General features: G+C 57.9%; 10 protein-coding genes. 4 read left to right on the top strand and 6 right to left on the bottom strand.

Annotated features, from left to right (window positions below; translation table 11 throughout):
- Positions 1 to 1419: 1419 nt before the first annotated feature.
- Positions 1420 to 2325, top strand: a complete 906-nt coding sequence (locus tag WB528_RS13845; RefSeq protein WP_423888980.1) for a hypothetical protein — start codon at positions 1420 to 1422, stop codon at positions 2323 to 2325.
- A 529-nt stretch (positions 2326 to 2854) separates the two neighbouring features.
- Positions 2855 to 3298 carry a hypothetical protein gene (locus WB528_RS13840; RefSeq protein WP_423888979.1) on the top strand — a complete coding sequence of 148 codons (444 nt, stop codon included), beginning with the start codon at positions 2855 to 2857 and terminating at the stop codon, positions 3296 to 3298.
- 146 nt (positions 3299 to 3444) lie between these two features.
- Here the strand turns inward: WB528_RS13840 and WB528_RS13835 are convergent, their stop codons facing one another.
- Together WB528_RS13835 and WB528_RS13830 are read right to left on the bottom strand one after the other, a co-directional pair.
- Entirely contained in the window at positions 3445 to 4782 is a 1338-nt protein-coding gene (locus tag WB528_RS13835) for a PQQ-dependent sugar dehydrogenase (RefSeq protein WP_423888978.1), read from the bottom strand.
- 1682 nt (positions 4783 to 6464) lie between these two features.
- The gene (locus WB528_RS13830) at positions 6465 to 6659 is read right to left on the bottom strand and encodes a hypothetical protein (RefSeq protein ID WP_423888977.1); all 195 of its coding nucleotides are present in this window, start codon (positions 6657 to 6659) and stop codon (positions 6465 to 6467) included.
- Between the two features lie 1057 nt (positions 6660 to 7716).
- Between WB528_RS13830 and WB528_RS13825 the strand changes: the two genes are divergently transcribed.
- Positions 7717 to 8895, top strand: a complete 1179-nt coding sequence (locus WB528_RS13825; RefSeq protein WP_423888976.1) for an acyl-CoA dehydrogenase family protein — start codon at positions 7717 to 7719, stop codon at positions 8893 to 8895.
- Between the two features lie 18 nt (positions 8896 to 8913).
- On the opposite strand, the gene WB528_RS13820 is transcribed toward WB528_RS13825, so the two are convergent.
- Positions 8914 to 9363, bottom strand: coding sequence for a cupin domain-containing protein (locus tag WB528_RS13820; RefSeq protein ID WP_423888975.1), 450 nt, complete (start codon positions 9361 to 9363; stop codon positions 8914 to 8916).
- Here WB528_RS13820 and WB528_RS13815 point away from each other — a divergent pair.
- The gene (locus WB528_RS13815) at positions 9362 to 9589 is read left to right on the top strand and encodes a hypothetical protein (RefSeq protein ID WP_423888974.1); all 228 of its coding nucleotides are present in this window, start codon (positions 9362 to 9364) and stop codon (positions 9587 to 9589) included. The two genes, WB528_RS13820 and WB528_RS13815, sit on opposite strands and share 2 nt — an antisense overlap.
- Before the next feature lie 73 nt (positions 9590 to 9662).
- Here WB528_RS13815 and WB528_RS13810 read toward each other — a convergent pair whose 3' ends face one another.
- From WB528_RS13810 to WB528_RS13800, 3 genes are all read right to left on the bottom strand, one after another.
- The gene (locus WB528_RS13810; RefSeq protein ID WP_423888973.1) at positions 9663 to 9854 is read right to left on the bottom strand and encodes a hypothetical protein; all 192 of its coding nucleotides are present in this window, start codon (positions 9852 to 9854) and stop codon (positions 9663 to 9665) included.
- A 119-nt stretch (positions 9855 to 9973) separates the two neighbouring features.
- Positions 9974 to 10288: a hypothetical protein gene (locus WB528_RS13805; protein ID WP_423888972.1), complete on the bottom strand. Its 315-nt coding sequence runs from the start codon at positions 10286 to 10288 to the stop codon at positions 9974 to 9976.
- A 127-nt stretch (positions 10289 to 10415) separates the two neighbouring features.
- Complete coding sequence (locus WB528_RS13800; protein WP_423888971.1) at positions 10416 to 11078, bottom strand: SOS response-associated peptidase; 663 nt, start codon at positions 11076 to 11078, stop codon at positions 10416 to 10418.
- Positions 11079 to 11779: the final 701 nt, after the last annotated feature.

Here is an 11779-nt window from a genome sequence, read left to right as displayed (position 1 = left end):
GGACTTAGGAACGTTTCCGTCCGAAAGATGCCCCTAGAATTGGCTCCGCGTTGGCTTCAATCGCGGGCTCACGCAAGGGGGGCCGTTTACCAATTAAGATGCAAGCTTTTTAACAGCTGGCCTAAACATTTGTTGTGGCGGGGCAGGCCGTTTCTGAAAGACGGTTGCCCCATGATCAAGCAACTGCGGCGCCTCAATTATCGATCCCTCGTTTCAGGAGCGCGCTTGACGCGGATGATCTCCGGGCGCGTCTCCTTGCGGAGGCAAGTCGTTCAAGCCGAGACCGGACAATCAGCGATGCTCCGCGATGACTTGCTGGTGCGAAATGTGCCTGATCGTCGTTGCAACGGCAAAGATGCTCGCAGCGGCAAAGAGGCCGGCCAGAGCTGAAAGAATATAGCGGCTGTCCACAATGCCCACCTCGAATTACTCAACCAAAACAATATTGAATGCCAACGTAGACCGGAGGTCAATCGGTAACAGGAGCGCTCGCAGGCTCGCGATCACCGATTTTTCTTTTGCGGTGGCGCTCGCTCAATCCGGATATGAAGCGTAGTCAGCTCTGAATAGATGTTGCCTTCCAAATCGACGACAACGTCAACGGACCTGCCATCGTTCATCGTAGCTTCGCCCCGCCAAATTCCGCGGCGGTCCTGCACCAAACCGGAAATGTTTAGATACCCCTTGGCTTCAATCCGCGCCCTTGCCTCGTTCTCGTTGAGGCTCGCAGCGCCCGGCAAGGCTGGCCGACTGGTTCGGCCCGGGGCTTGGAAGGGCTCAAATGCTGAATAATACGGGTACGGGGTGCCGCTGTAACAGGGGCTAGTAGGGTTGAATGACGACCAGCGGTACCGGCGCGTACCCTCCGATCGATAGGCCCAATACGAGCGTCGTCCGTAACAGGGGCTGAGCGGAGCCGTCGCGAAGGCAGATGGCATCGTCGGAAACGTAGCGAAGGCAGACGGGGGGGTACGCTGGGTCTGAGCCAGTACGGACCCGCTCGTCACGGTGATCGCGATAGCTGCAATTGCAGATCTCATGCTTTGGCCTGCATCGCAAAAACGAACCCAGTCCATCTGCCAATGTGAGACAGCACCGACAATATAAGCCCCTTTTGTCAAACTGCCAGCAATGAAGCTGCGCGGCCGAAAACCGCGCCGAGGAGAAGTTCCAAACAATTTGCATCACGAGATGCCAGAGAACATTCGCCCCCAGGTCGGGACGTTATACTTCCGATCGTCATCGCTGATGAACCCAGCCCCTGGCGCGACGTGTCACCGGATCAACGCGAAACGAAGCGGGATGCAGCCATGCCCCTTCCATGCCACGTTCTTGTATCAATCTGCGCTCTTTTTTGGCCGGTCTGTGCTAATCTGCCTGCACACCCGAGTATATCAGTGGAAGTGAAGAGAAGCGTCGATGTCTGCTGTACTTACCCCGCACGATAAACGGTCTCGCGATCTGGCGCTCGCCGCGATCGAAGAAGCTCTCGGTTCGATCGGAGGAGCCGACCAGGAGATTTTGCAGTCTGAGCAGACCAAGAAAAAGAGAGATGAGAAGCACCATCATTCTGACATTCGCGTTCGCGAGCCGGTCACAAATCTGCTGCGCGTTAAACTCGCGCCGCGGAGGCTCGGGGGGCTACTGGTTCTGATATGCGTCGGAGCTGCTTTACTTGCGTGGCAGTCAGGCGGTGGACAGGTCGCATCGGAGCCTATCTCGACGTCATCGTTGTCGATGACGAAAAAAGCGGAGCTGCTGGCACAGTCCGTATCCCACAATTCAGATGTCGTGTCGAAGACGGATAGTGGACCGCAGGTTCAGGCGCCGCCGCAGGGCGTACCAACCGCTCCGACCAGCGCTCCCGCAGCTGCCGAACTGACGCACCAGATCCAGGACATCGCCCGCGAACTCGCAACCGTGGCGCAAGGTATCGATCAGCTCAAGACGGAGCAGTCGCAGATTGCGCATCAAGACGCGGAATTGGCGAATGGCCTCAAAACAGCGGACACGGCGGCGCGTCACAACGCTGAACTGACGGAAGAGTTAAGGGGTGCACAGTCTCAGCTGGCCCGTGAAATCAGCACCCTGGCAGACCAGCTCAAAGCAAACCAGGATCTTATGACGAACATTGCTTCGCAGCTCAAGGACACTCAAGATCAAGTCGCGCGCCTCGCAATTTCCGCGCAGCGACAACGACCCAAACCGATGGCTGTTTCACAACCTACAGCGGCCAACCCGTCACGCAGCGCCATGCCCAAACTTCCACCGCCACGCGGAGTGCAGGGTCAAGACCAAAGGCGATTGCAGCCCAACCAACAGTAGGTTGTCACTAACTGCAACCGGATTCGCCCGAAGAAAAATAGCGATGTGCAAGAAGCGCAATGATCTCGAGATCGCGTACTACACACGACTTACCTCACGGGTGATTGACCACGAGCTGACCAACGTTCTGGAGGACATACTTCGCAAATTGCAGAGCGAAAAAAGCGCGCTACAACCGGAAGGAGAAGAAGGGCCGCCTCGCTAGGCGGCCTCCCACGTCGCCGCGGCTCCAAGCCACCAGCTAACCTGCCGCACCAGCAGGCCGGACACGTGATCGCACCCGACCAATGCTGACGCCGCCAGAATGCTCGTGCCAGGCCCGCCCACGCGTGACCCGGATCAGTCGTCATCGCTCGCTTTAGAGAAGTCGGTTATCCGCTCCCCGCGCAATGAATGACTTGGCTTGGCTAGGCTAGGCTACGCTAACCAATGCGAGTCGGCCCTGCTGCCTTTAAGCGAAAATTAACCATAACTGGGCAGCTTTGTCTGAGCAGTCCACCCATCGTGCGGGGCAACAGGCGCACCCAAAATGACCAGACGATTGGCATTTGCGTTCGCCGCGGCGTTAGCTCTCGGCGGCTGTTGTCAGGATATCAGGGGCTACGTTCCGCCTTCGAATGCACGGGCGGAGTTCGGTCCCATTCCGAAACCCAAACATGTGAAACGCATAAGATTTCGACATACCGGCAACGCGGCGCTGTCGTCTAGCGATGCGTCTGCGAGCGAACATGAGCTTGCCAAGCTGGAGCCACACTCAAAGGAATGGGATTCGGCCCTGGATGCCCTTAATCAGGCCGCTGACAATGAACTGAGAAAAAAACTGGTGATCTGCCGAGGTTGTGATCAGCGCGTGGATGAAGATCAGACGAGCGCAGTGTGGCCGACGCGAGCTGCCGACGGCTATCTGTCACTGCAAAGGACTCTAGGATCGCTCTCTTTGCCGGAGGCTGCTCCGAGCGGCGGCCCGCGATAAGGTGTGATTCAGTTGGAGGCCTCAAGAACAAAGGGGCCAGGAAATCAGATGTTGGTCGATTCTGGTCTGTTCTCGCGTACATCTTTAGCTCCGACGTGCTGAAACCGCCTAATTAAAAGGCACAGGGGCGCGACAAAGGCGCGCTTTCAGCGCGAAATCCGCCAGATGGTTCCGTTCGCGTCTTCTGACACGAGAAGGGCGCCGTCGTGAGCGACCGCCACCCCGACGGGCCTTCCCCAAACGTCGGAGTCGTTGATGACAAACCCGGTGAGGAAGTCTTGGTACTCCCCCGTAGGAACTCCACTCTTGAGAGGAATTCGGATGATCTTGTAGCCGGTGCGTTTGGACCGATTCCAAGATCCATGTTCGGCCGCAAAACCATCACCCCAATATTCAGACGGAAACATTTTGCCGTTGTAAAAAGTCATCCCGAGAGAGGCAGAATGGGCTTGGATGAGAACATCGGGAGTGGCGATCTTTCCTCTCAAGTCGCCCCGCCTTCCAATATGTCGCGGATCTTGATTGTCGCCGATGAAAAACCAAGGCCACCCGTAGAACGCACCTTCGCGCACCCTGGTAATGTAATCCGGCACTAAGTTGTCTCCCAAACCATCGCGCTCATTGGTCGAGCAATACAAATCCCCGGTCATAGGATGAACCGCGAGACCGACGCAGTTGCGGATGCCCGTAGCAAACACGCCAAGGCGCTTTCCATCCGGATCGAACATCAAAATTGCTGCGCGATCTGTCTCGGTTCCCAAACTTGCGCCCAGCGGATATTCGCCACCCCACCACGACTGCATTTTTCCTATTAGATTTCCTAGGCCCTCGGCGGCATTGCTTCTCGAACCAACCGACACCAACATTCGTTTGTTGTCGGTCGTGAAAACCAGGTTTCTCGTCGAGTGACTTCCTCCACTCGGTAGCCCGGCAACGATGACCTCAGGTTTTGCGGCGGCTTTGGTATCCCCGACCGTGTAAGGAAAACGAACCACGCTGTCGGTATTGGCGACGTAAACCCACTGAGGTTTGTCTCCACTTGGAAAAAAGGCAATTCCGAAGGGTTGGTTAAGCCCGCTTGCGAAAATCTCATTTACGGATTTCGAGTCTCCCCTGGCCCCTCGCAGGATGCGGATCCTGCCCGCGCGGGTTTCCGCGACGAAAATGTCACCATTAGGCGCTACGCGCATCTCGCGTGGTGCGTCCAATCCGTCAGCGAATAATTCGACTTTAAAGCCGGGCGGTGCCTGCGGGATAGCGGTTGGTGGTCGCGGCACCACATGAGCGACATTGGCGACCGAGGACGTTGCCCCGGGTTTCGGTAAATCCTCTGGTCTTATGATCCGACTCAATCCCGGCTTATCGGAGTGCCAGTCACCAAATGCAGCGGCCCCCACAAGCGGTCCCGATTGACCAAGCGCATGGCCAAGACCGACGACAAGGACGACCGCTGCCAAACAGACGGATTGAATGTGCGACCACATTGCCTATAACTGCTTTTCAAAGACTTACTGGTAGTTTTGAGGCGATGGTCTAATTCTGATTTCTGCTCCCGTGAAGCAGAAATGAGAATACGTTGTTAGCGGCCCATCCGGCTCTAGGCCTCGGTTTCATCTCGCTTGAGCGGATGGGCGGTATCGAACCCGTTGTCTTGTCTCCGTTCGCAGATGGCTCGGCATACACGACTTAAGAGGCAATCGCATAAAGGGTTTGCGGGCTGCACACGAAGAAAGCCGCCGCTGGGTTGAGATCAGCGACGGCTCTCCTCAGGTACGGTGACCGGCCAAATGGTCACAACGATAGTGGCTTGCAACCGTTAAGTTGTAGTTATCGCCTCAGCTTCCCGGCCTTATGGTCCGGCTTGGTGCCGTAGTGCGCGGTCCTCCTCCTGTGAAACAGGTGCCACAGGTTTCGACTGCCCGCACCGCTTCGAATAGGTTCTGTCCGCGGGATCTCCGTAATAATACGGAGTTCAACCAACCTGTGGAAAACTCTAATCTCGCTCTTGTCGGGGCTGAATTTCATTACCCATCAATTTTTACCGGCAGGGCCGTTGACAGGCGGCCATTTTGAAATTTCGGCGCCAAAAGTGAACTAGTACACAGATACCCGGTTCGTTCTTCGCTTAAATTGCCGTAGCCGGGGGAAGCGTTCCGCCAGGTGAGTAGCGTCTTTTTGTGGAGTTCGGGTTATGAGGGCAGATAAGACCGTTTCAGAAGAGAGCCTGCAACGCTTGTGGTCGGAGATCGCCTTGTTGCGGCAGGAGATCAAGCAAGCCCAGCGCGATCAAACAGCATCGCAAGTGCATTTGGCGTCTGCTGTTGAAGTCGCGCAAACCCGGGTTCTCTCGCGCTGAGGTCTCTCGATTGCATCAGAACACTGGAGCTGTCGCCAACTGGCGCAGGCTGGTCGCCATACCAGCTTGGGCAATGGCTAATCATTGAGGCCATTGCCACAGTCGCCTGGCTGTGCGCCATCGCTTGGGGCAGCTACAACATAGTTCGTTGGATTTTCAGCTAGCCCAGTGTTGCGCGGCTTGCAGCGCGCACAAGATCATGCCCCACAGCGCAACGTTCACTTCAACGGCCACCCACATTGTGTGTCCCCCCGGGACGAGTGACGAGAATCCCCCGATTCGCATCACCGCCAAGTTCAAAGACCAATATGTGAAAAATGTGGTTCGCAGATGCGAACGCGGCCCGCTCGGGCACACCGTGTCTTTCTGTCGGTTGTGACATACCCTCACTTGCGATCGATTAGGAAAATGGCCCCGATGGCTTAAGCGCGGGTCCCCGACCTTCCGCGTGGCGCTTTAACCCGGAACGGCAGCGCTCGCAGCACCTGGTGCCCGACGAGGAAGATCCTGTGAGTAGGGTTCATCTGCGATCGCTGTCGGAAACATGAACTTAGGTTTTGGCTGGTGAGGCGGACGAAGCGCCGGGTGAGACGGGACGCGAGTGCCGCGCTCTAAAGAAGCGGCTCCGCAGGCGTCCGGCTTGCCGCGGCGAGCGCCGGCGAGCATGCCAAGGCGTCGCTGCGAACCGTACGTTGACGATTAGACGGGATGACGGCCGGCAACCGGTCTTGATTTCGTGGCTCAGGGGCATGAAGCTGACTACCACTGAAGGCCGGCGCACGAAGCCGAGCCCTGCCAAGCCGCTGCCGTCTAATTGAGGGACGGCTTGGATGGTTCGGGCGCCTGCGTTCGGAGGCTTTTCGCCGCTCTATCGCGGACTCTTGATACCGCGAACTTCAAGACGCCACGCCATGATAGCTCCAAAAGCAGCTGATGGTGCCTCAGCCCCTTGCCGCCTTTCACTAGACCCAGGTCCCGGATCAAACAGTACCGTCCATTGCTCATGCGGACGATTTTACTATGTGCAACACTCGTCATTACGTGGAGCATGCACTGCTGAACGGGTAGGTCAATTCTTGACAAGGTGATTCGACGCAGCCGTCAGCGCGCTGGAGTCTGAGACTCGCAGATTAGACAATCTGGGCCAAGGCCAGTTGGCTCTTCCCGGTGAATTTCGACGTCTTAGACCGCCCGCCGCTCCGGCAGTATGTCATGGGAATAGCAAGGAACGTGCGCGGCTGTCAGAGCATGGCTTTTAAGGGCCGCCGGGTTTCTTTCGCCCTTTGCCGCACACGCAAGGATGGTCGACGCCATTTCGGCTTTCACAGCCGAGGTGCGTTGCGATTCCGGAAGCGTAGCGGTTGCATCGTCAAGAACCGACTTCATCAGTTCAATCAACTCAGGTGGAAATACTGCACCCCTGGGATTCACGTTCGCCTCCTCCTAACAGCAAACTCACCCCCAAATTATTTAAGTCCCTATTTTCCGACGAATCAATCGTCGTCAGCGGCGAATTGAAAATTTCTGCCGGTGGCGAATGAGCCATTGGCAATTTTGGAATTTCGCACGATCTTCGAGGACCGCAACGTTCACAAGTGGACCAAACTCGACGCGCGTTGACTAGCGTTACCGCCAGCGAAAGCCGGCGCTTCGCAACCTATTGGTCACGGGAGTGTTTTCTCGGTAGTTCCATCCGGCGCACCCGCGATGTTCCCAATTGCCGGACTCGGGCCACCTTCTTCAACGACCACGGCTGGCCATCCGCCGGCGGCCCCCCAGGCTGGCCAGTCGCTGAGTTTGCGTCGGCCGAGCAAAATGGCTGAGCAGCAAATACCAAGGCGGAACGCGTCAAGCGAAGCCGGAAGGGACGGCTGGTAACGCCGGAAGAGATTGCCAATACCGTTCGTTACGAAGACAATGATGAACCAAGGGTGGGCCATGGGCATCGCAAGCCGATCGAACCGGACGCCCAGGCGCAGGCGATCTGCATGACGACCGGCGATTTCGGCCGCGTCTTCGAGGCAATCGCCGCGAAGCGCAAACCTGCCTCCGGGGGCGACCAATGAGTTCCGCTTCGAAAGTGATCTCTCGCGAATGGCTGGATTGGCCATTCTTCGAGCCCCGTCATCGGACGATCGGTCAGGCGCTCGATCATTTCGTGGGCTCAGGCGCTCTCGATGCGATCGACCACAATGACGTCGACGGCGCCTGCCGCAAGCTTGTGCGTGCGATGGGCGAGGCGGGGTTGCTTGGTTGTGCGGTCGCATCACCGGATGGTGACGTGGCGACGATCGATTCACGTTCCATCTGCCTGTCCCGCGAGTCGCTGGCGTACGCCGACGGTCTGGCCGATTTCGCCTTTGCCATGCAAGGATTGGGTTCGGGTGCGATCGCGCTTGGTGGTTCGCCCGAACTCCGGAACAGAGTGTTGCCGAAGGTGCGCGCGGGGGAATGGCTCGCGGCGTTCGCTCTTTCGGAGAAGCAAGCCGGCTCGGACGTGGCCGCCATGAGCTGTGCGGCGCGAGCTGACGGTGACAGTTACGTCCTTGATGGCGAGAAGACCTGGATTTCCAACGGTGGTATCGCTGACGTTTACACGCTTTTTGCGCGCACGGGTGAGGCTCCCGGAGCGCGAGGAATCTCGGCGTTCGTCGTGTTTCCGGATGATCCAGGATTCAGCATCGCCGATCGGATCGACGTCATCGCTCCGCACCCGCTGGCAACGCTGCGGTTTAACGCCTGTCGGATTCCAGCCAGCCGGCGGCTTGGAGCGCCGGGCGGCGGCTTCAAGATCGCGATGCAAACCCTCGATATCTTTCGGGCCTCGGTTGCGGCCGCTGCGCTGGGTTTCGCACGACGCGCAATCGATGAAGCGGTCAGCCATGCGCGGGAGCGGCGCATTTTCGGCAGTACGCTGGCGGACCTGCAACTGACGCAAGCCGCGCTTGGCGAGATGGCTACCGAAACAGATGCTGCTGCGCTTCTGACCTATCGCGCTGCGTGGCGGCGCGATGTCCAAAAGCTGCCGACGACCCGCGAGGCTGCGATGGCGAAGCTCGCAGCCACCGAAACCGCACAAAAGGTAATCGATCGAGCCGTACAGATGTTCGGCGGGCGAGGCGTGCGAAAAGGCGAGATCGTTGAAAGCCTCTATCGCGAGATCCGCGCCCTTCGCATCTACGAGGGCGCGACCGAAGTCCAAAAACTGATCGTTGCGCGCGAAACGCTCAAGCCGCGCTGAAGGCGCTGGAACCTGGCGCTAGGCGTTGGCATCCTCGGGGAGAAAATCCACTTCGTGCTCGGCCGAGAGGCGGATGACTTCCGCAACATCGGTGAGGTTATGCAGGTGATTGAAGAGCGCTTCCAGCTTGCGCGAAGGCGAGACCCAGAACAACGCGCGCACCGGCTTGTCCGATTTATTGAAATAACCGTGGGGAATGCCGCGCGGCATGCGCACGAGGTCGCCAACCTGGGCTTGGGTCCAGACTCCATCCAGCTTCAGGTCGAGCGTACCTTCCTGCACAAGAATGAATTCATCCTGGGTCGGGTGAATATGGACGGGGACGAATAGTCCCGGCTCCGTGTTGGTCTCGAAGGCGAAGGTCGATTCGGAGACGGCCTTCGGAAAATAGTGCTGACCAAGAATATTCCAGGACTTGCCTGCAAAGCCTTCTCCGTTCCGGGTGATACCTTTTTCAAGTGTTGTCATGGGGGTGATCCTTCGCGCGTTGTCTCACACGATACGCATTTTGTTACGCCCCGCGCTCTTCGTCTACCGGGCGCAGGCCGATGCCCTGATTATCGAGGTGCAGGCCAAGCGCAGGTTGGCTGACGAATACCAAGCCGCGCAGGCGAGAGGCGAGGTCGCCCGGCATGGCGGCGAAACTTCGCGTTTCCTGTCAACACAACGGACCGGACTGGCCACGCGGAAGTAAAACGTGGCCAGCCCGGTTCCTAATAGACGCGTGATTGCCGAAGAAAAACGGCCCGCTAAGCGGGCCGTCTTCTTTATTCAATCGCGATCTTCGTAATAGTGATTACGTCGGTGATCCCGGTCGGAGTGACGGTCCCTGCCTGGTTGAACGACAATGACCTGACTCCGACTGCGTCGAAAATCACGGTCTCGGTGCCAATCACGATCTCCACGCTCACCACGATAACCGTCATCAACACGAACCCCAGCACCACTGGGGCCAACACCGAATTCAACGCCCTGAGCAGACGCCGCACCGGCACCCAACAGCGTAACTGCCGCAACTACAACTAAAGAAAACTTATTCATAAATTGATACTCCTTTCGAAGACAACCCAACCGGGAACTAAAGGTTCCGTGGGTAAGCCGGATTATTTCGGATCGCCCGCAGCATAATCATTGAAGCATTCGCCATCTTTTCGGGGCCATGCTTGTCTTTGAAAGCAAGCCAAGCCGCCTTGAACCACGCCTTGGCTTCATCCAGCGTGTTGGTGTGCCGTATGGCGGGCCGGGAATGTTGATGTGGACGGACGTGCCACAGCCACAGGCCGGGTGATCGCTCCTTGGCATAGCGGATGCGGTTGTCTTCGTGGACCGTGTAGTCGTTGGGATCGATCAGGCGGAGGGTGAGCCTTTCTGAGGTCCCGTTGATCTGCATCAATCGGCGGCCCTCAAGGCCGCGCTATTCGAGAAATACACTCAGCCCCACTGAGTGTTGGAGTCCTCCCCTCCAGTCCTGAAGGTCGCCGCGGCCCCGGCGGCCTTTTTTTCTTTAGAGAAACCCGCCTCTACGCGGCCGCCCGATCTTCCTTCTCATCCCCACGCATCACAACCCTCAGCGCGTTGTCTGGTAGCGGTCGCTGCAGCGCCTTCGCCTCATCCCAAGGCGCGCGCATCCAGACGTCTCGCTCTTCGTCGGTCGTCAGGATCACGGGCATGGCCTTCGGATGGATCGGCTCGACCACGGCGTTCGGCGAGGTCGTCAGGAAACCGTAGACCTGATGCGGTCCGGGAATCGGCCTCGATTTGGTGCCCCGGTCGCCATGGAACGTGGTCCAAATCCCGGCGAATGCGACCAGAGGCCGATCCTCATTGAGCGCAAACCACACCAAATCCTTCTTCTTGGTCTCCGCGTTCGGCTCTGGTGCGTATTCGGCGAAGCTGTTGGCCGGGACGAGGCAGCGGTTCTCAGGCTTCATCCATATCCGCCAATGCGGCGACGACGTGTTGCGGATGTTGGTGACCGCCGGGCCGCCAGTGCGTATCGGTGAAGGCATCCCCCAGCGCATTTTGGTCAGTGCACGCCCGCTGTCCGTGTTGCGAACAACCGGTGCCGGATAGTCGGGAAACACGCCGGGCATCGCTGGCAGGTTGCCCACGTATGTGTTGAGGACGCGGAACAGCGCGATGATGGCGGCTTGGTTGGTGGTGATGCTATAGAGGTTGCACATCAGCGGGCCGGTAGGGTTTGAGCGGCGTTCGAGACCTCAAATCATAGTCGGATGGCCCCGCAGTGGAAACAGAGATGCCAATGCGATCCATTTTGATCATCGCGATGTTGCTTGGGTCGATCCATCAGGCCGAAGCTCTCGACCGTGACAAATGGATTGAGCAGACCGCGAGAGCAAGCAAAGCTTGCCAAGCCAAATTTCGACAGAAATTCGGTGAAGCAAAGGGCCGCAGTTACGCTGACTGTGTGACTGACCAAAAGAACAAAGCAATAGACACGTGTACGGGGAATAGCGAGTTTGCCAATTGTGTTCTAGAACGATCATTGAAGGTATTGGAAGTGTGCGACCTGTCGGAATGCTAAGGGACCGGGGCGACACCCGTTAGTTCGGGGCATCGCCATCGCGCTGCTTGACAGGGTGGACCATGAACCTTTCCGCCCGTCCATCGTACCTATATCTGTCGACCACCGTCGCTGTTGAAGATGGGCAGGGGCATTTCAAGTGGACGGCAGGGGCCGCTCAATTTCAGAGACTGGGGCGGCTCCACTTCAGCGGACGGACTGAAAAGCCTGACTGCGGTGTCATGACGTTGCTTCCTATGGGGCTGGATCAGCTCAGCGACCGGAGCGCCTGCTGAAGTTTCTCCGATCCATTGGCGACACTGGGAGTGGATGGACTAACCGTGATAGGAGCGCTCGGAT

Origin of the sequence: Bradyrhizobium sp., from assembly GCF_049586575.1 — a bacterium.
GTDB lineage: Bacteria > Pseudomonadota > Alphaproteobacteria > Rhizobiales > Xanthobacteraceae > Bradyrhizobium.
Note: the sequence above shows the minus strand (reverse complement) of the source record. Positions and strands in the feature narration are given on the sequence as shown.

Bases quoted from the DNA above. Each gene is read 5' to 3' on its own strand.
- WB528_RS13835 (WP_423888978.1), bottom strand. From the start codon at position 4,782: ATGTGGTCGCACATTCAATCCGTCTGTTTGGCAGCGGTCGTCCTTGTC.
- WB528_RS13830 (WP_423888977.1), bottom strand. From the start codon at position 6,659: ATGAGCAATGGACGGTACTGTTTGATCCGGGACCTGGGTCTAGTGAAA.
- WB528_RS13840 (WP_423888979.1), top strand. From the start codon at position 2,855: ATGACCAGACGATTGGCATTTGCGTTCGCCGCGGCGTTAGCTCTCGGC.
- WB528_RS13825 (WP_423888976.1), top strand. From the start codon at position 7,717: ATGAGTTCCGCTTCGAAAGTGATCTCTCGCGAATGGCTGGATTGGCCA.
- WB528_RS13820 (WP_423888975.1), bottom strand. From the start codon at position 9,363: ATGACAACACTTGAAAAAGGTATCACCCGGAACGGAGAAGGCTTTGCA.
- WB528_RS13845 (WP_423888980.1), top strand. From the start codon at position 1,420: ATGTCTGCTGTACTTACCCCGCACGATAAACGGTCTCGCGATCTGGCG.
- WB528_RS13800 (WP_423888971.1), bottom strand. From the start codon at position 11,078: ATGTGCAACCTCTATAGCATCACCACCAACCAAGCCGCCATCATCGCG.
- WB528_RS13815 (WP_423888974.1), top strand. From the start codon at position 9,362: ATGGGGGTGATCCTTCGCGCGTTGTCTCACACGATACGCATTTTGTTA.